This is a genomic window from Mesorhizobium sp. B2-1-3A, from assembly GCF_006442655.1.
Lineage (GTDB): Bacteria > Pseudomonadota > Alphaproteobacteria > Rhizobiales > Rhizobiaceae > Mesorhizobium.
This window is the reverse complement of the sequence record NZ_VFWK01000008.1, coordinates 143,569-160,881: the sequence shown is the minus strand read 5'-3', so window position 1 is coordinate 160,881 and position 17,313 is coordinate 143,569. Positions and strand designations below refer to the sequence as shown.

Below are 17,313 nucleotides of genomic sequence, written 5' to 3'. Positions count from 1 at the left end.
CAGTAGGGAATTTCTATATTTTCACTGCTCACTGCTCACTGCTCACTGCTCACTATTGCCCTATTCCCTAATCCGCCATCGTCTCCAAGCTCGCGAACCCTTGCGGGGCGTCGCCCTCGTCGAACGGCGTCGTCACCTCGACGAAGGTGTCGGGATAAAAGCCGTTGAAGCGTGTGCGCAGCGACAGCGAATAGGCGCCGATATGGCCGATCTCGATCCAGTCGCCGGTATCGACGGTTTCCGGCAGCCAGAATGGCCTGGACAGGATGTCGACTGAATCGCAGGTCGCGCCGCAGACCTTGAACGGCACGATCTTGCTCTCATCGCCATTACGGGTCCTGATCGCCGGATCGGGAATGAAGCGCGCCGGCAGCGTGATCTTACCGGTCCAGGAATCCGACAGCGATGCCCAGATGCCGTCATTGATGTAGAGCCGCTTGCCCTTGCGCAACAGCACCCGCACGATCAGCGACAGGCAGCGCGCCACGATCACCCTGCCCGGCTCGGCCACCAGCGGCATCTGGTCGAACTGGTACTCTTTCAGGTCGCCGGAAAGCCGTGACATGATCTGGCCGAGCGACGGCATCTCGATCTGCTTGCGGTTGGGATCATGGCCGTATTCGGCGGGAAAGCCGCCGCCGACGTCGAGCCCCGCAAGATCGAAGGTCAGCCGGTTGCGCACCCAGTCGGCCGAAGCCAGCGCCCGCTCATAGGTATCTGGATCCTCGATCTGGCTGCCGACATGGAAACACAGGCCCACCTTGTAGCCCGTACGGTTCAGCCGCTCCGCCAGTTCCACGGCATAGGCCGGACCGGCGCCGAACTTCTTCGACAGCTCGTAGGCGGCATGCCCCTTGGTCTGGACACGCACGAACACGCTGACCGAGCCCGGGTCGATGTCGAGTGCCCGCACCACCCGGGTCAGCTTGGTGATCTCGTCCTCGTGGTCGAGCGAGATGACACGGATGGCGTATTTCTCCAGCGCCAGCTTGATATCCGACTGCGCCTTGACCGGGTGCATGTAGAGCATCTCGGCATCGGGCGAGACGGCACGCACGGCCGCGAATTCACCTGGTGAAGCGACGTCGAAGGCGGTGACGCCGGCCTCGACCAGCGTCTTCAGCACGATCTGCTCGCCATTGGTCTTGACCGCATAGGCGGTCTTGCCGGGAAACATGCCCATGAACTGCCTGGCATCGGCCTTCAGCACCTGCGGGCGGAAGCAATAGACGGGATCGTCCGGGCGAAGCGCCAGAGCCGCTTCGCGGGCATTCTCGAATCGCTGCATTGACGAATCCTCGACTTCAGCCTGCGCACAATTAATCCAAGCTAGCGGCTAATGAAAACAATTCTATGTCTCGTGCACCTGACGCAGCGGCGCTAGCTTTTTGGCGGCGTCGTTTGCCAGCGATCAGGTTTCGGGTGGCCCTTGTCGCCGGAACGGATATGCCTTGTGTCTGACCGACTGCATCCGGGCCGTCTGGGGGAGGACGATAGACATGGCAATAGCCGCGACATCAGCACCGCGCGGACCGATGACGCTTGCCGACTGGGGGCAATTGCTGCTGCTCGGCGCGATCTGGGGTGGCTCGTTCTTCTTCGCCCGCATCGCCGTGGCCGAACTTCATCCGCTGGTGCTGGTGCTGTTTCGCGTCGCCATCGCGGCGATCGCGCTGCAGCTCTATCTCGGCCTGCGCGGCCCCTCGTTCCGCCTTGCCCTTCCGCATGCCGGCCTGTTCTTCCTGCTCGCCTTCACCAACAACGTCGTCCCCTTCTCGCTGATCTTCGCCGGCCAGACCCAGCTTGGCGCCGGCGTCGCCTCGGTGCTCAACGCAACCACGCCGTTCTGGACGCTGATCCTCGCCAACGTGATGACGTCGGATGAAAAGCTCTCCTGGAACAAGCTCGCCGGCATCGCGCTCGGCGTTGCCGGCACCGCCGTGATGATCGGTCCCGGCCTGCTCGCCGGGCTTGGCGGCCCGGTCTGGGCGAAATTCGCGCTGATCGGCGCTTCGCTGTCCTATGGTATTGCGCTGATGGTCGCCCGCCGCTTCAAGGGCGTGCCCTCGCCGGTCATCGCCACCGGGCAACTGACCGCCTCGACCATCATCATGATTCCCATTGTGCTCTTCACCTACGGCCCGGCCGGACTGTTCTCGGCCTCGCCGCCGGTCTGGGCGGCGGTGCTGGCATTGGCTCTCCTGTCCACCGCCTTTGCCTATATCCTCTATTTCAACCTCGTCGCCTCGGCCGGCGCCACCAACGCCTCGCTGGTCACGCTGATCGTTCCGGCCAGTGCCATGCTGCTCGGTTTTCTATTCCTCGGCGAACGTCTGGAGTTGTTCGAGATCGGCGGCGTTGTGCTGATCGGACTTGGTCTTCTCACAATCGACGGACGCATCCTTGGAAGGCGGTAGGCTGAACCGCATTGGCGCGAAAATCGAAGTCGGCTTTCGCTGATGTAGCGCTACCATGACACGCTCGCGACACCATCCCGCCACAATTTATTCACAGGTCTGAAGCGGGTTTTTGCCGAGAAGTTTCAACGGCTAACGGCAAAACCGAGGTCGCAATTCTAGCAATTACGTCGCAATGCAGCACATTTTCCGCTTGCCTGTGGCACAAATGGACCTAGACTCCTAGGCATAGCTCTTTAAGAGGAGGCTATGTCATGGGACTCACGAGGCCAATCAACGCATTGATGATTTGTGCTGCGTTTGCTTTCATCGGCGCCCTCATTATGGGCGTCCTTCCCTGAACCCGCCAACCCGGGGAAGACCAGCACCAGATAGTCTAAGCAATTCGAAAGGCCGGGTTTTTACCCGGCCTTTTGCTGTTCAGCCCTGCCTCACGCAGCAGCCGAGCCCGCCACCTCCGCCTCGTGCGAGCGGATGCCGATCATGTGGCAGATGGCAAAGACAAGGTCGGCGCGGTTCATCGTGTAGAAGTGGAAGTCACCCACGCCGCGCTCGACCAGGTCCAGCACCTGCTCGGCGGCGACCGCCGATGCCACCAGCGCATGGGTTTGCGGGTCGTTCTGCAGGCCGTCGAAGCGCTCCGCCAGCCATGCCGGCACCAGCGCGCCGCAGCGCGCCGAGAAATTGGCGACCTGGGTGAAATTGTGCACCGGCAGGATGCCGGGCACGATCGGGATGTAAATGCCGGCGCGGCGCGCGCGCTCGACATAGCGCTCGTAGAGATCATTGTCGAAGAAGAACTGGGTGATCGCCCGCGTCGCGCCATTGTCGACCTTGCGCTTCAGCATGTCGATATCGGTGGCGAAGTCAGGACTTTCCGGATGCTTCTCCGGATAGGCCGAGACCGAAATGTCGAAATCGCCGGCATCCTTCAGCGCTCCGACCAGTTCGGCACCGTTGGCATAGCCGTCCGGATGCGGGCGGTAGGCGGTGCCCACGCCGGCGGCCGGGTCGCCGCGCAAGGCGACGAATCGCTTCACGCCCATATCGGCGAATTCCTGGATCACGGCGTCGACCTGATGGCGGGCGGCGTCGACACAGGTCATGTGCGCGGCCGGCGTGAGGCTCGTCTCGTTCAGGATACGGCTAATGGTGCGCGCCGTGCGCTCGCGCGTCGAGCCGCCGGCGCCATAGGTCACCGAGACGAATTTCGGCTTCAGCGGCTCCAGCCGCGTGACCGTGTCCCAGAGGCGCGCCTCCATCTCGTCGTTCTTGGGCGGGAAGAATTCGAAGGAAACCCTGACCTTGTCGCCAATGTCGGGGCGGCGGGAAAAGCGGAACTGGTTCATCAGGCGATTTCCCCTATCGAATTCACTTTGCTCTGCTGGCTGTCATTGGCAGGATCGGCGATCAGCAGGCGCCGGTCGCGGCCAAGCCACAGCTTGACGGTGAGCCTGGCCTCGTTGCCGCCGCGCGGCTCGAACTCCTGGGCATCCTCGAGATCGAGGCCCGCCTCGGCAAACCACTCGCCGATCTGCCGGTCGGAAAAGCCGAGCCTGACATGCGCATGCTCGTCACGCAGGAATTCCAGCGTGTGCGGCGCGAAGTCGACGATGACCAGCCGGCCCGACGGGCGCAACAGCCGCGCCGCCTCGTGGATGGCGCGGGCCGGATCGTCGAGATAGTGCAGCACCTGGTGTATGGTGACGAGATCGAAGGCGTCGCGCTCCACCGGCGGCGAGAAGATATCGCCCTGCCGCACCTGCGCGTTGGAAACGCCAGCCTTGTCGAGATTGGCGCGCGCCACGGTCAGCATTTCACGCGACATGTCGATGCCGACGCCGCGCCGGTAGAGCGGCGAGAAGATTTCGAGCAGCCGCCCGGTGCCGGTGCCGAGATCCAGCATCGACTGGAACGGCCGCTTGCCGACCAGCTTCAGCATCGCGGCCTCGACGGCGCGGTCCGGCACGTGCAGCGAGCGGATATGGTCCCAGCTTGCCGCGTTCACGGAAAAATACTCCGCCGCCCGGTCCTGCCGCTTGCGCTTGACCGAGGCCAAGCGCTCGAGATCGCGCTCGACCTGCGGATCGGCGCCGCGAATGCTGGAAACCAGCCCCATGACAAAGTCCCGCGCGGAATCGGCATCCGACAGGCGGAAGAAAGCCCACGACCCTTCCTGGTAACGGCCGATCAGCCCGGCCTCCAGCAAGAGCTTCAGGTGCCGCGAGACGCGCGGCTGCGACTGGCCGAGAATTTCGGTAAGATCGGAAACGGTGAGGTCGCCGCGCGACAACAGTGCCAATATGCGCAGGCGGCTGGATTCGGCCGCCGCCTTCAGCGTATCCACCATGGTGTCGAGCGAGACATGCATCCGCGTATTCTCTTTTCAGCGCTTCAGATTTGAAAAAGATATAAACATATGTTTATGTCGATTTTCAAAACCTTGCAAGCGCTATGTCGCTTCCGGACAAGAAAATGCCGCATGCGTGATTTCCCGGTGCATATCGCCCAAAAACGTGTAGCGGTTTCGGGACAATGGCAGGCACCGACACAGAGATGGCAGAATGACCGCACCGCGTGAGATGTTTGAGGCGCGCGAAGGTGAGCAGAAGCTGGAACACGATCCGGCTGCGGTGCCCGCGGATGGCGGCGTCGTCTTCATCGGCCGCATCGCCTCGCCATGGACGACACGCGACAGCTGCCCGAAGAACATGCGCGCCGCCCGCGAGACCGGCCAGCCGGCGTTGCTGACCATCGACGCGCCCTTTCGCAGCGGCTTGCAGGGCCTGGAGCGCGCCAGCCACGTCGTCATCCTGTCCTGGCTGCATCACGCGCCGCGGAATCTGATTGTTCAGAAACCGCGCCATGCGGCTGAAGCAAAAGGCGTATTCGGCCTGCGCTCCCCTGCCCGGCCGAACCCGATCGGCCTGCATGTGGCAAAACTTGTCGGGCTCGATATCGCCGCCGGGCGCATCGATATCGAGGCCATCGATGCGCTTGACGGCACCCCGGTCATCGACATCAAGCCTTACTTCGCCTCGACTGACGCCGTGCCGGAGGCGACCATCGAAGGGCGCGAGGAGCGATGACGGCGTCGACCGGCCGCCGCCGCGCCATCGCCAAGGCGCTGACGGCACTCCTGCCGCTGGGGCCTTATGCCGACATGGAGAAAATTCGTGCCGATGCCGGCTCGGTGCATATGAAGACCTTGCCGCCGACGATCGCGGTGTGGCTGGCGACGATCGCCCACATCCGCCACATGCACACCGATTACGAAAAGCTGCTGGCCGAGGGGTATGACCGCGACTCCGCACGCTTCTTCGTCATCGAGCAGACCAACATGGTGCTCACCCGCTGGCGGGCGACACGCCTGCTCGACGCCGACGACGAGGATGAATGAGACGGCAGGTCCGTTTATTTTCGCTTCAGCACGGCGACCGCATTGTAGGGCTGGCCGTCGGCCTGGCCGACCCAGGTCCAGGACAGGTTCCCTTTGAAAAACCGGACGGTGATGTCGCCGCCGTCGATGCATTTGTCCTGGCCGTAAGTGATGCTTTCATGGAATTCAGCGGATGTCCCGTCCCGCGACGTCTGCGACAGCGACCCGCCGCAGCCGAGTGACGGATAATCGATCGATGCGCCATCATCCCTGATCGTCATGGCGATCGACCAGTCGGCGCCGGCATCACCCGCCGGGCTCTGGTGACCACTGCCGACCCAGGTGCCGGCCAGCGTCTGTGCCGGCACATTCACCGCGCAAGGCAGGTTCTGGAAGATCGGCGTCAGTTCGCTGCCGGTCTTCTCGCAGCGATAGGTCTGGCCGTTCTGGCAGAGTTCGTCGCCTTGTTTCACGCATTGCGCGCTGGCTTCGCCCGCGGCGGCGAAAATCATCATGATTGCGATGACGGTCCCAAGCCTGACCATATCCCCCTCCCATTTCCAAGCTGCCGGATCATAAGGCAACTCCAATCCGATGTATCGGCCAGATCATGGAGGACGAACAGCGCCTGATGGCTGGCTCTATCGCTTCTGTCCGGCGCCGATAGCCTGCTGATCCGCCTTGTGCGAGAGGAGGCCGCGATGAACCGGACGAAGGCAACAGAGGACGAGGCGCAACTGCCCCTGGTTGGCGATCGCCACGTCGACCCGCATTCCTATCCCGACGGCATCGCCTTCCTCGATGGTCAGTACCTGCCGATGTCGCAGGCCAAGGTGTCGGTACTGGATTGGGGATTCCTGCACTCGGACGCCACCTACGATACGGTGCATGTCTGGGACGGCCGCTTCTTCCGGCTCGACCTGCATCTCGACCGCTTCTTCGGCGGGCTCGATAAGCTGCGCATGGCGATCCCCTTCGATAGGGATGGCGTGGCCGAGATCCTGCACAATTGCGTCGCGCTGTCGGGTCATCGCGCCGCCTATGTCGAGATGCTGTGCACCCGCGGCGCCTCGCCGACCTTTAGCCGCGATCCACGTCAGGCGATCAACCGCTTCATGGCGTTCGCGGTGCAATTCGGCTCGGTCGCCAATGCCGAACAGTTGCGGCGCGGCCTGCACGTCGCCATCAGCGACAAGGTACGCATTCCGCCGGCTTCGATCGATCCTGCCATCAAGAACTACCACTGGCTCGACCTGGTGCGCGGCCTCTACGATGCCTATGACCGCGACGCCGAGACCGCGCTCATTCTCGACTTCAACGGCAATGTCGCCGAGGGCCCGGGCTTCAACGTCTTCTGCGTCAAGGATAGCAGACTGTCGACGCCGGCCATCGGCGTGCTGCCCGGCATCACCCGCCGCACCGTTTTCGATCTCTGCGGCGAGGAAGGGCTCACCGTGGAGGCCATCGATGTCAGCGTCGCCGCGCTCAAGGCGGCCGACGAGGTCTTCATCACCTCGACCGCCGGCGGCATCATGCCGGTGACGCGGATCGACGGCGCGGCGATCGCCGATGGCAAGGTCGGGCCCGTTACCAGCCGGCTGATGGCGCTCTATTGGCGAAAGCACGATCACCCGGCGTGGTCGAGCCCCGTGAAATATCCCTGATACCCGGCCGCCCTGTTCAAAAAGATTTCCCCTCGCCTCTGGAAAATCAGGGGACGGACTGTATATGCCCGAAAGCGGAGAAGCCTCCGTTTTCACCCAAAATCATGCCCGCAGGGGCAAGGATCCCACATCATGACATCAAAGGTTTGGTTCATCACCGGATCGTCGAAGGGTTTTGGCCGCGTCTGGGCCGAGGCCGCATTGGCGCGTGGCGACCGCGTTGCCGCGACCGCCCGTGACGCCGGCACGCTCGCCGATCTGGTCGAGAAGTATGGCGACAACATTGCCGCGATAAAACTCGACGTCACCGACAAGAAGGCCGTCGATGCCGCCATCGCCGAGGCGCACAAGCGCTTCGGGCGGCTCGACGTGGTCATCAACAATGCCGGCTATGGCCATTTCGGCGCCATCGAGGAAGTCAGCGAGCAGGAAGCCCGCGACCAGATCGAAACCAATGTGTTCGGCGCGCTCTGGGTCACGCAGGCAGCCCTGCCGATCATGCGGTCGCAGAAGTCCGGCCACATCATCCAGATCTCGTCGATCGGTGGCGTCAACGCCTTTGCCTCGCTCGGCCTCTACCATGCCTCGAAATGGGCGCTGGAAGCCTTCAGCCAGTCCCTCAGCATCGAGGTCGCGGAGTTCGGCATCCATGTCACGCTGGTCGAGCCGGGCGGCTTCTCCACCGACTGGTCCGGCGCCTCAGCCAAGGTCTCCAAGCCGATCGAGGCCTATGCGCCTGCCCGCGCCAAGATGGCCGAGCGCCGCGCCAACTCGGTCGCCGGCGATCCCGAGGCGACCGGCCCGGCGATGCTGGCCATCGTCGACGCCGCCGAACCGCCGCTGCGCGTGTTCTTCGGCGATGGCGGCCTGCCGATGATCCGCCAGGAATACGCCAACCGCCTCGCCACCTGGGACAAGTGGGACCAGGTGTCCATCATGGCGCAAGGCCCCAACAAGAACCGCAAGGGCTGAGGCGCGGCACTTTTGCTACGCCGCCTCAGGGGCGGCGTAGCCCTTGCCCTCAGGCCCGATAAATCCACTGCTCCGGCACCCGCGCGGAAATCTCTTCGCCGGCCTTGATCGTTCCCGGCTTCTCGACCCAGGCGACGACGCCCCGCAGCCGCTTCGCCGCTTTCGGGAACAACAATGCGCCGGCTTCGATATCGGCCATTCCAGAATTCTCGGCAATCGACCGCCCGGCGACACGGCACGGTCCGTTCTGGGCATCAACCTTGAGGGTGACGCCGTCTTTGAAGAACAGCAGCGTGCCGGCCGGCAGCATCGACAGATGCGGCACGCCTTCGATCACCAGATTGGCGCCGATCCATTCCGGCTTGATCTCTGCTAGCCCCATCCGCTCGGCGACGACAGCCAATTCGTCCGCTGCCACGATCGACAGTTGCCGTTCGTTGCGCATTTCGGTGCCGCGCGGATACCAGGGTTCGCGGCCGCCCGAGCGGCGCGTCGCGCCGGCATGGAAATCGCCCGATATGCCGTCGAAGCCCAGCCGCAATTCCTCCACCGGGCGTGTCTGGAAATGGTCCGCCGGCGCGGCATAAAGCGCGGCCGCACGGGCGGAAAGCTTCTTTGCCGGGATGATTTCGACCGGCTTTTCGGCCTCGGGGAAGAGATCCAGCATGGCTTCATTCCTTGGATGATGCGCCCTGGTTTTGCCCTTCGTCCGGCAATGCCGCAAGAGCGGTTTGGGCCAAAACGCGCAACTCTTCGACCGATGCGCCGTCGCGCGCCTGGATCGACATGCCATTCATGACGCCTGCAACAAATTTGGCGAAGCCTTCGGCACAGACGCCTTCCGGCAGATCGCCCATCGCCCTGCCCTTGGCCAGCCGCTGCGCGATCGCCGCCTCGCTCGCCTTGCGATAGGCCTTGAGTTCATCCGCAATGGCTTGCGCCTGCGGCGAGGCCGCCAGCGCGCCGCTGACGAAAAGGCATCCGCCTGGCTTGCCAGGCCTGGAATAGGCCTCCGCCGCCCCCATGAGCAACCGCCGGATCGCCTCGCGCGTCGATACCGGCGCACTCAGCGCCTCCAGCGCAAACCCTATCTCGGTCTCGTGGTAGCGTGTCAGCGCCTTGCGGAACAAGGTCTCCTTGTCGGTGAAAGCATTGTAGATCTGCGGCGGCGTCAGCCCCATCGCCTCGCGCAGCATGGCAAGCGACGTCGCTTCATAGCCATGCTCCCAGAACAGATGCATCGCCGCATCCAGTGCCCGGTCTGGGTCGAACGCACGGGGACGACCGCCCCTGGCCTTTTCCAAATTATCCATAGTGATCGATACGAAACCTGTTGACTCGCCTGCTCCACATAACGTAACAATTGATATGAAACATGGCAAGCCGGAAGACGATCCGTCAGGCAAGGCCGTGCAACCCGAGGACAGGAGAGCCCAGATGCCAATCACCGTGACCGCGCCGGAAGGTGTACTGACCCCGGCCGGAGAGCGTGAAATCCTGCCGCGCCTCAGCGCCGCCCTGATCGAAGCCTCCGGAGCTACGGGCAATTCCTTCTTCACCGCGATCGTCGGCGGCACGGTCCATGTCCTGTCGTCCCGCCACATCTATGCCGGCGGTGCCAACCGGCCTGTCGTCATGGTGGAGCTGAAATTGCCCAATATCGGCCTTGGCTCGGTTGAAGCCCGCAAGGCCTTCATCACCGCCGCCGCCGGGATAGTCGCCGATCTCTGCGTCCCGGAGCACAAGCCCGAAAACACCTGGATCAACATCGTCAACGCGCCCGACGGCGGCTGGGGCATCGGCGACAGGCAATATACAGGCGACGCCCTTGTCGCCGCCGTCACCGCCGCGGCGCACTGAACCGATGGGGAACGACAGGATGCGGCTCTCCCCTTCGCTGTTCTTCACCACCAACTGCGAGCCGGCATTGGCCTTCTACGAAGAGTGCGGCCTCGGCCGGGCAACCATCCTGTTGCGCTGGGGCGACAACGGCATGCCGGTACGAACCGAAGCCATGCGCGGAAAGATCCTGCATGCGCGCTTCGAAGGTCCCGGCGTGCTGTTTCATGCCTCCGACAATGACGATGCGGAGCCGATGAAAGGCTCCGCCATGATGCTGGAATTCGACGATCCGGCCGCCATGCGGGAGCTTTTCCAACGCATGGCCGCCGGCGGTCGCATCGCCGTGCCCCTGGCGCGGCAATATTGGGGAAGCAGTTTCGGCATGCTGGTCGACGCCCATGGCGTGCAATGGATGTTCAGCTGTTCCAGCGAGTGAGGATAAGGATCACGATCTTCTTACCGGAAATGGAACTTGCGCCGCATTGCCGCCGCGTCGGCTCGCTCTCATGGTGCTCGACTGCATGTCGCCCAAAAGGAGTCCCGGTTTTGGGAGCGCGACCTGCATGAAACAAGGACCGGAGGTTCGGCATGCGACCGGTGACGGCAATCACGCTGCTCTGGCTGATTTGGGTGCTCACGTGGATTGCGGCCGCGGCATGGGCTGATCCGGCTCAAAAACGCGCCACCATCGGGGCTGAGGTCCGCTACCGTGTCTTCTGGCTGGCCGGCACCATCCTGCTGTTCGTTCCGGCGCACGGCTATGAAGGCAGGTTGAGATTGTGGACCCCAACCCTCGCCGAGGCCTGGGCTTGCACTGCCCTGATCGCCATCGGGCTGATCTTCTCGTGGTGGGCGCGCATTCATCTGGGCAGGCTGTGGTCGGCCTCGGTCACTTCCAAGGCAGACCACCGCATCATCGACACCGGCCCCTACGGCCTAGTCCGGCATCCGATCTATACAGGGCTGCTGTTGGCGGTGCTCGCCACCATGGCGGCAAAGGGCACGGTCTGGGGTATTGCCGGCGCGGCCCTGCTCATCATCGGCGTCGTCATGAAGGCAAAGCTGGAGGAACGCTTCCTGCGCGGCGAACTAGGCCCCGCCTATGACGATTACGCACGGCGGGTGCCGATGCTGGTGCCCTTCACACCGGCCTGATGGAAGCTCAGAAAGCCTTCGTTTGCAGGCCGGCCTCACCTGAATATCGGCGCGCGTCAAAGCATTCGGATAAGCGCGCCGCCGATCGAATACCCCGCGCCAAAGGCGCAGATCAAGCCGAAATCGCCGGGCTTCATGTCGGCATGGTTCTCCGACAGTGCCACGATGGCGCCGGCGCCCGCGGTGTTGCCCAGCCGCTCCAGCACCATCGGCGCACGGTCATGATCGACATCGTGGCCAAAGGAGAGCTTCAGGATCATGGCATTCATGCGCGCATTGGCCTGGTGCAGCCAGAAGCGCCGGACTGCCTGGGGGGTCAGTCCGTGCTCGGCCAGGAATTCGACGATGAACTTCTGGCCGGCGACGGTGACTTCCTTGAACACCTTGTTGCCGACCTGCTTGATCAAGTTGCCTTCCAGGTTGATCATGTAGGGATCGTCCTGGGCGGTGCGGGTGTGATAGCCGAGATTGGTGCGGATGTTGTTCGACATCTGCGTCCAGATGCGTGTGTCCAACACCTCGAAGCGTCCCGGCCGTTTGTCGCCCTTGGCAAGTCCCTCCACCACCAGCGACACCGAGGCGTCGCCGAAGATGAAATGCGTCTGCCGGTCGCGGAAATTGAGATGGCCGGTGATGATTTCCGGCGTGGTCACCAGGATGCGCTTGTGCGCGCCCGAGCGCACCAGATTGACGGCCATGTGAAGGGCCGCGGCGGCTGACGAACAGCCAAGCCCCATGTCGAAGCCCGCGCCCCTTGTCCCCAGCGCTTCCTGCATTTCGATGGCGATCGCCGGATAGGGCCGCTGGTGGTGCGAAGCCGAGCAGATGATCAGGTCGATCTGAGACGGTTGAAGCCCGGCATGGTCGAGCGCCTTCCTGGCCGAGGCGATGCCGAATTCCGCTTCCAGCGACAGCGCATCGTCGGGCCGCGCCGGAATGCGCGGCGTCATGCGGGTTGGATCGAGTATGCCTTCGCGCTCGATCACATGACGGGATTTCACACCCGAGGCATGAACTATGAAGTCGCTGTCGGATTTCTGCAGCAGCGCCTCGCCGGTACCCTGGCGGCGCGCATTCTCCGTGTCGACCCAGCTGTTGAAGCTCTCGACCAGCTCTTCATTGGTGATGACAGCTTCAGGAATTTCAGCGCCGATGCCGCTGATGATGACGCGATGCATGTTTCAGTCCGTCCCATCCGCAGGCGTTGCGGCTTCATGTGGGCGCCGAAACGCTTCGGCGCAACACTTTTCTCATCCGGCCGGTTTACGCCGGCTTAAATCAAGGGTTCAGACCGGCCTGACCCGCTTTCACCAGGCGCACAGCTTGGTGCTTGTCTGCGGGTTGTTCCAGCAGGCGCCGTCGTCGCGGCTGCGCACATACTGTCCCGGCAACGGCACGTTGCGGCGGCCGAGATTGACGTAGCCATAGGCAAAGCCCGGCCCGTCGATCTCCAGCACATAGGTCGGATAGCCCGGCGCCGAGATGCGGAAGCTGCCCGCACCATCGATCGCGCGGTAGCTGCACGGAAAATACCCGTCATCCGTGGTGAAGCAGCGCGCCCGCTTGGCTTCGGCCGAAACCGAAAACGCCAGAAGTGCCGCCGCGCATACGCCACCGCCGTAAAGCAATCTTTTCAAAGTCATCACTCACCCCCTGCCAGGCGGGCCATCGTCGCCCGCGCGATGAGTTGGGCACGGCGGTCAAACCGGGTCAAGCGGCCGCGTCAGGGCTCAAGCAAAGTGGGTAATTCTTTCCTAGCCGGCCCTTTTTGCGACAATGAAAATTCGCGGAAAGCGCAGCAGAACCTTGCCGTTTGCCGTTCTGGGGTAGGCCTTGGCGATCTTGGCCGTGTAGCTGTCGAGGAACAGCTTGCGCTCGTCCGCATCCAGCGGATCGAGGAACGGCTTCAGCCCGGTCGCCTTGACCCATTCGACGATCGCCTCGGCATCGGCCAGCGGATGATTGTAGATGGTGTGCCAGATATCGAGCCGGTCGCTGAGCGGCGACAACAGGTCGTAGTAGAACGACACTGGTGGCAGCGCCGCGCGCGCCGCGCCTTTTATCTTTGCCGCAAACGGCATTTCGGCGGCGGTCTCGCGCATCAGCCGGTGCGAATCCTCGGCCATATTGTCGGGCATCTGGACCGCCAGCGCACCGCCGGGCGCGAGGAAGCCCATCAGCCTCTGAAACACCGCAGGGTGCTCGGGCAGCCACTGGAACACCGCATTGGCAAAGATGACATTGACCGGCTCGGCCGGCTGCCATGTCGAAGCATCGGCGAGGTCGAAGCTGACATTGGGCAGGCGCGCCCTCGCCTTTTCGATCATGTCGGAAGAGGTGTCGAAACCGCTCACCTGAGCATCCGGCCAGCGCTCGACCAGGAGCTCGGTCGAATTGCCCGGCCCGCAACCGATGTCGACGACCCGGCGCGGGAAATCGACCGACACCTGGGCTGCCAGGTCGCGCGCGGGCCGCGTACGCTCATCCTCGAATTTCAGATATTGGGCGGCGGACCAGTCAGCCATTTGAACTCCTCATATGGTTTGAGAATTCGCCGCCTCCATGGTCCCTACCGCGTCAGCCGCTTGTGCGTCATGCGGTGCGGGGCCGCCGCTTCGGCGCCCAGGCGCCGCAGCTTGTCCTTCTCATATTCCTCGAAATTGCCTTCGAACCACTCGACATGCGCGTCGCCTTCGAAGGCCAGCATGTGGGTCGCCATGCGGTCGAGGAACATGCGGTCGTGGCTGATGATGACGGCGCAGCCGGCATAGGCTTCGAGCGCGTCTTCCAGCGCTCCCAGCGTTTCGGTGTCGAGGTCGTTGGTCGGTTCGTCGAGCAGCAGGACATTGCCGCCATTCTTCAGCATCTTGGCCAGATGCACGCGGTTGCGCTGGCCGCCGGAGAGGTTGCCGACCTTCTGCTGCTGGTCGCCGCCACGGAAGTTGAAGGACGAGCAATAGGCGCGGCTGTTGATCTCGTGCTTGCCGAGCTTGATGATTTCGGCGCCGCCGGAGATTTCTTCCCAGACGGTCTTGTTCCCATCCAGTGCATCGCGGCTCTGGTCGACATAGCCCAGCTTGACCGTCTCGCCGATGCGCACGGTGCCCGCATCCGGCTTTTCCTGGCCGGTGAAGGTCTTGAACAGCGTCGTCTTGCCGGCGCCGTTCGGGCCGATGACGCCGACGATGCCGCCCGGCGGCAGCCGGAACGACAGGTTCTCGATCAGGAGCTCGTCGCCAAAGCCCTTGTTGAGGCCTTCGACCTCTATGACCACATTGCCGAGACGCTCGCTCGAGGGAATGACGATCTGCGTGTCGGTCGGCTTGCGGTTTTGCGACTGCTCGACCAGTTCCTCATAGGCCTTGATACGCGCCTTCGACTTGGTCTGACGAGCCTTCGGCGAGGACTGGATCCATTCGCGCTCGCGCCAGATCGACTTCTGGCGAGCGTCGTCCTCGCGGCCTTCCTGGATCAGGCGCTTGGCCTTGGCATCGAGATATTTGGTGTAGTTGCCTTCGTAGGGAATGCCGCGGCCGCGATCGAGTTCGAGGATCCAGCCGGTGACATTGTCGAGGAAGTATCGGTCGTGGGTGATGATCAGCACCGAGCCGGGATAGTCGCGCAGGTGCTTTTCGAGCCACGCCGTGGTCTCGGCGTCGAGATGGTTGGTCGGTTCGTCGAGCAGCAACAGGTCCGGCTGGCGCAACAGAAGCTGGCAAAGCGCCACACGGCGGCGCTCGCCGCCCGACAGGTTGGTCACTTCGGAATCGCCTGGCGGACACTGCAGCGCGTCCATCGCCATCTCGACCTGCTGCTCGAGATCCCACAGGTTCAGCCTGTCCATCTCGTCCTGGAGCTTGCCGGACTCGTCGGCCGTCTCGTCGGAATAGTTCATCATCAGCTCGTTGTAGCGTTCGATGATGGCCGTCTTCCGTGCGACGCCTTCCATGACGTTTTCCATCACGGTCTTCTTGGGGTCGAGATGCGGCTCCTGCGGGAGGTAGCCGACTGTCGCGCCCTCGGCCAACCACGCCTCGCCCTGAAACTCCTTGTCCAGCCCGGCCATGATGCGCAGGATCGTCGACTTACCCGAGCCGTTCGGCCCGAGAATGCCGATCTTGGCGTCCGGGTAGAAGGACAGATGAACGTTATCGAGCACCTTCTTGGTGCCATAGGCCTTCGACAGGCCGGACATGTGATAGATGAACTGGCGTGCCACGCGCGCTTTCCCTGAAACTGACTGAATTGTCGATTTGAATGGAGGTTGGCCGCTATGTAGGCGATGCGGCGGCGAACGGCAATCGCTTTTGCCAGATCAAGCCGACCACACGGACAAGTGTGCGCCGCCGCCTGAAGATTTCCATCGGCAACGAAGCCGCTGAAAGCTCCGGTTAACCCTTCATCGTCAAAACAGGATCGGGGTGGAATCGCTGGCTTACGGCGTTTCCTGGAAAGAGAGCGGATCGACGGCATTGTTGAACAGTTTCCTGCTCCTTGCCGAAGCGATCGTCTACTTCAGCGTCATGGTGACGCTTTTCCGCTTCAGGAAGCGCATTGGTCTGGGCGTCTTCGTCTGCGCGCTCGGCGTCATGCACTTCCTGGAAACCTATCTCGCCAGCGTCTTTTATGTCGCCTTGCCGTTCGGCATGGTTTCGCCGGGCTCGGCGGTGCTGTTTTCGGGCAAGCTGGTGATGCTCCTCCTGCTCTACATGAAGGAGGACGCGGCCACCGTACGCCAGCCGATCTACGGCCTGCTGCTGGGCAATGGGCTGATGATCGGGCTGGTGCTGCTCTTGCGCCTGCACGCCATCGCGCCGCTGCCTGACGGCCGGCTGCCCGACATCGGCTTCATCGACGAGATGGGCTGGCTGATGGTGTGGGGCACGACGCTGCTGTTCATCGACGCCATCCTGCTCATCCTGATCTATGAAAAGCTTGGCCGGTACCTGCGCCAGGCGCAGTTCGCGCGCATCCTGATTTGCGTCGCCTGCGTACTGACCTTCGACCAGGCGGGTTTCTTCACCGCGCTGCATTTCGTTGCCGGCGCACCGATCGATGTCTTCTTCGGCGGCTGGTTCGCCAAGATGGCCGCGGCCCTGGCCTTCAGCGGCATGCTCGTGGCTTACCTGAGATGGTTCGAGGAGCGCGACATTCCGCTGCCGCGCGGACTGACCGACATTTTCCAAACCCTGACCTACCGCGAGCGCTACGAAGCACTGGTCGAGCATGTCGGCCGCGACGGCCTGACCGGCCTGCTGCATCGCGGCCGCTTCGACGCTGACGGGGAAGCCGCGGTCGAGGTCAGCCTGCGCACGGCGAGGCCACTCAGCCTGCTGATCATCGATGTCGACCATTTCAAGTCGATCAACGACCGTTTCGGCCATGCCGAGGGCGACAAGGTGCTGAAGGCGGTTGCCACCCTGCTTCGCGAGGTGGCCAGCGCCGAAGACCAGGTGTTCCGGATCGGCGGCGAGGAATTCGCCGTCCTGAGTTCGCGTCCGCATTCGGTCGCCAGGCTGTTTGGCGAAAGCATCCGCTACGCGGTCAAGGCGTCGGCCGTCACCAGCCGCTTCGAGCTGACCGTCAGCGCCGGCGTTTCAACCGTCAGCGAAACGACCCGCTGCCTTGCCGATCTGTTCGCGCTCGCCGACCAGCGCCTCTACAAGGCGAAGTCGACCGGGCGCGATCGCGTCGTCGGTGAGCCAGGCGGCCCTGAGGCCGATATGGCGGTCGCCTGGACCAAGTCGGGGCAATTGTAGCGCCGGTCCGGGATTTTCTCTGGCGCCGAATGCTCGTCAGCGTCAGGGCCGTCATCAACGCGATCGCCAGCCATTTCAGCGCAGTGCTTCACGGGCGGTCGACAGCCGTTCGGGCGCGTACCCGG

Annotated in this window: 19 protein-coding genes; 9 read left to right on the top strand and 10 right to left on the bottom strand. The window is 63.2% G+C overall.

Annotated features, from left to right (window positions below; translation table 11 throughout):
* Positions 1 to 67 precede the first annotated feature (67 nt).
* On the bottom strand, positions 68 to 1,288 hold the full coding sequence (locus tag FJ977_RS29785) for an alanine racemase (protein WP_140775779.1): 1,221 nt from the start codon (positions 1,286 to 1,288) through the stop codon (positions 68 to 70).
* A 211-nt stretch (positions 1,289 to 1,499) separates the two neighbouring features.
* On the opposite strand from FJ977_RS29785, the gene FJ977_RS29780 reads away from it, so the two are divergent.
* Positions 1,500 to 2,417 (top strand): DMT family transporter, encoded by a 918-nt coding sequence (locus FJ977_RS29780; protein ID WP_140775778.1) that lies wholly within the window; start codon positions 1,500 to 1,502, stop codon positions 2,415 to 2,417.
* A gap of 431 nt (positions 2,418 to 2,848) precedes the next feature.
* Here the strand turns inward: FJ977_RS29780 and metF are convergent, their stop codons facing one another.
* Positions 2,849 to 3,766: a methylenetetrahydrofolate reductase [NAD(P)H] gene (gene metF, locus FJ977_RS29775; protein WP_140775777.1), complete on the bottom strand. Its 918-nt coding sequence runs from the start codon at positions 3,764 to 3,766 to the stop codon at positions 2,849 to 2,851.
* The gene (locus FJ977_RS29770; RefSeq protein WP_140775776.1) at positions 3,766 to 4,788 is read right to left on the bottom strand and encodes a metalloregulator ArsR/SmtB family transcription factor; all 1,023 of its coding nucleotides are present in this window, start codon (positions 4,786 to 4,788) and stop codon (positions 3,766 to 3,768) included. The genes metF and FJ977_RS29770 overlap by 1 nt, the downstream gene beginning before the upstream one ends.
* Positions 4,789 to 4,981: 193 nt before the next feature.
* Between FJ977_RS29770 and tsaA the strand changes: the two genes are divergently transcribed.
* Both tsaA and FJ977_RS29760 read left to right on the top strand, forming a co-directional pair.
* Positions 4,982 to 5,506, top strand: coding sequence for a tRNA (N6-threonylcarbamoyladenosine(37)-N6)-methyltransferase TrmO (gene tsaA / locus FJ977_RS29765; protein WP_140775775.1), 525 nt, complete (start codon positions 4,982 to 4,984; stop codon positions 5,504 to 5,506).
* Positions 5,503 to 5,817 (top strand): DUF2293 domain-containing protein, encoded by a 315-nt coding sequence (locus tag FJ977_RS29760; protein WP_140775774.1) that lies wholly within the window; start codon positions 5,503 to 5,505, stop codon positions 5,815 to 5,817. Before tsaA ends, FJ977_RS29760 begins: the two co-directional genes overlap by 4 nt.
* A 14-nt stretch (positions 5,818 to 5,831) precedes the next feature.
* Here the strand turns inward: FJ977_RS29760 and FJ977_RS29755 are convergent, their stop codons facing one another.
* The gene (locus FJ977_RS29755) at positions 5,832 to 6,341 is read right to left on the bottom strand and encodes a hypothetical protein (RefSeq protein ID WP_140775773.1); all 510 of its coding nucleotides are present in this window, start codon (positions 6,339 to 6,341) and stop codon (positions 5,832 to 5,834) included.
* A 156-nt stretch (positions 6,342 to 6,497) separates the two neighbouring features.
* Between FJ977_RS29755 and FJ977_RS29750 the strand changes: the two genes are divergently transcribed.
* Both FJ977_RS29750 and FJ977_RS29745 read left to right on the top strand, forming a co-directional pair.
* Positions 6,498 to 7,460: a D-amino acid aminotransferase gene (locus FJ977_RS29750; protein WP_140775772.1), complete on the top strand. Its 963-nt coding sequence runs from the start codon at positions 6,498 to 6,500 to the stop codon at positions 7,458 to 7,460.
* Positions 7,461 to 7,592: 132 nt separating this feature from the next.
* A complete protein-coding gene (locus tag FJ977_RS29745; RefSeq protein ID WP_140775771.1) occupies positions 7,593 to 8,432 on the top strand; it encodes an SDR family oxidoreductase in 840 nt (279 codons plus the stop codon).
* A gap of 49 nt (positions 8,433 to 8,481) precedes the next feature.
* Here FJ977_RS29745 and FJ977_RS29740 read toward each other — a convergent pair whose 3' ends face one another.
* Positions 8,482 to 9,099: an MOSC domain-containing protein gene (locus tag FJ977_RS29740; protein ID WP_140775770.1), complete on the bottom strand. Its 618-nt coding sequence runs from the start codon at positions 9,097 to 9,099 to the stop codon at positions 8,482 to 8,484.
* A gap of 4 nt (positions 9,100 to 9,103) precedes the next feature.
* Positions 9,104 to 9,673, bottom strand: coding sequence for a TetR/AcrR family transcriptional regulator (locus FJ977_RS29735; RefSeq protein ID WP_246683373.1), 570 nt, complete (start codon positions 9,671 to 9,673; stop codon positions 9,104 to 9,106).
* A gap of 196 nt (positions 9,674 to 9,869) precedes the next feature.
* Here FJ977_RS29735 and FJ977_RS29730 point away from each other — a divergent pair, with 196 nt between their 5' ends.
* The 3 genes from FJ977_RS29730 to FJ977_RS29720 all read left to right on the top strand — a co-directional run bounded on the left by FJ977_RS29730 (position 9,870) and on the right by FJ977_RS29720 (position 11,429).
* Positions 9,870 to 10,292 carry a hypothetical protein gene (locus FJ977_RS29730; RefSeq protein ID WP_140775768.1) on the top strand — a complete coding sequence of 141 codons (423 nt, stop codon included), beginning with the start codon at positions 9,870 to 9,872 and terminating at the stop codon, positions 10,290 to 10,292.
* Between the two features lie 19 nt (positions 10,293 to 10,311).
* Complete coding sequence (locus FJ977_RS29725; RefSeq protein ID WP_140775767.1) at positions 10,312 to 10,710, top strand: glyoxalase/bleomycin resistance/extradiol dioxygenase family protein; 399 nt, start codon at positions 10,312 to 10,314, stop codon at positions 10,708 to 10,710.
* A gap of 152 nt (positions 10,711 to 10,862) precedes the next feature.
* Complete coding sequence (locus FJ977_RS29720) at positions 10,863 to 11,429, top strand: isoprenylcysteine carboxylmethyltransferase family protein (protein WP_140775766.1); 567 nt, start codon at positions 10,863 to 10,865, stop codon at positions 11,427 to 11,429.
* Positions 11,430 to 11,485: 56 nt separating this feature from the next.
* Here the strand turns inward: FJ977_RS29720 and FJ977_RS29715 are convergent, their stop codons facing one another.
* The 4 genes from FJ977_RS29715 to ettA all read right to left on the bottom strand — a co-directional run bounded on the left by FJ977_RS29715 (position 11,486) and on the right by ettA (position 15,648).
* Complete coding sequence (locus FJ977_RS29715; protein ID WP_140775765.1) at positions 11,486 to 12,607, bottom strand: beta-ketoacyl-ACP synthase III; 1,122 nt, start codon at positions 12,605 to 12,607, stop codon at positions 11,486 to 11,488.
* A 129-nt stretch (positions 12,608 to 12,736) separates the two neighbouring features.
* Entirely contained in the window at positions 12,737 to 13,072 is a 336-nt protein-coding gene (locus FJ977_RS29710; protein WP_140775764.1) for a hypothetical protein, read from the bottom strand.
* Between the two features lie 111 nt (positions 13,073 to 13,183).
* Positions 13,184 to 13,954 carry a trans-aconitate 2-methyltransferase gene (tam, locus tag FJ977_RS29705; RefSeq protein WP_140775763.1) on the bottom strand — a complete coding sequence of 257 codons (771 nt, stop codon included), beginning with the start codon at positions 13,952 to 13,954 and terminating at the stop codon, positions 13,184 to 13,186.
* 44 nt (positions 13,955 to 13,998) lie between these two features.
* On the bottom strand, positions 13,999 to 15,648 hold the full coding sequence (gene ettA, locus FJ977_RS29700) for an energy-dependent translational throttle protein EttA (RefSeq protein WP_140775762.1): 1,650 nt from the start codon (positions 15,646 to 15,648) through the stop codon (positions 13,999 to 14,001).
* A gap of 253 nt (positions 15,649 to 15,901) precedes the next feature.
* Between ettA and FJ977_RS29695 the strand changes: the two genes are divergently transcribed.
* Complete coding sequence (locus FJ977_RS29695; protein WP_140775947.1) at positions 15,902 to 17,188, top strand: GGDEF domain-containing protein; 1,287 nt, start codon at positions 15,902 to 15,904, stop codon at positions 17,186 to 17,188.
* The last annotated feature ends 125 nt before the right edge of the window (positions 17,189 to 17,313 follow it).